The 253-nt window shown below is 64.8% G+C and carries 1 protein-coding gene; it reads left to right on the top strand.

Going from position 1 to position 253, the window contains the following annotated elements; genetic code table 11:
* The first annotated feature begins 91 nt into the window (after positions 1-91).
* Positions 92-229: a hypothetical protein gene (locus ACR9ZK_RS22685; protein WP_481344182.1), complete on the top strand. Its 138-nt coding sequence runs from the start codon at positions 92-94 to the stop codon at positions 227-229.
* The last annotated feature ends 24 nt before the right edge of the window (positions 230-253 follow it).

The following is a 253-nucleotide window of genomic DNA, read 5'->3' as shown; positions in this document are numbered from 1 at the left end:
CCCCCCCCCCCCCCCCCCCCCCCCCCCCCCCCCCCCCTTCAAAGCAAAACACGCCACCCCAGATGTAGCTCCGTCTCGTGGGCTCGGAGATGTGTATAAGAGACAGGTCCAGGTGATAGAGCCCCTCGACTACCCCGGCATGGTGTCGGCACTGAAGGGTGCCCAGGCGGTGGTGCACGGGGTGCCGAGGATGAACGCCTCCTTCTGCCTGTCTCTTATACACATCTGACGCTGCCGACGACAGAGAGAGTGT

The sequence above is a fragment of the Monashia sp. HAY1-5C genome (assembly GCF_056755255.1).
This window is presented reverse-complemented; position numbering and strand designations above follow the sequence as displayed.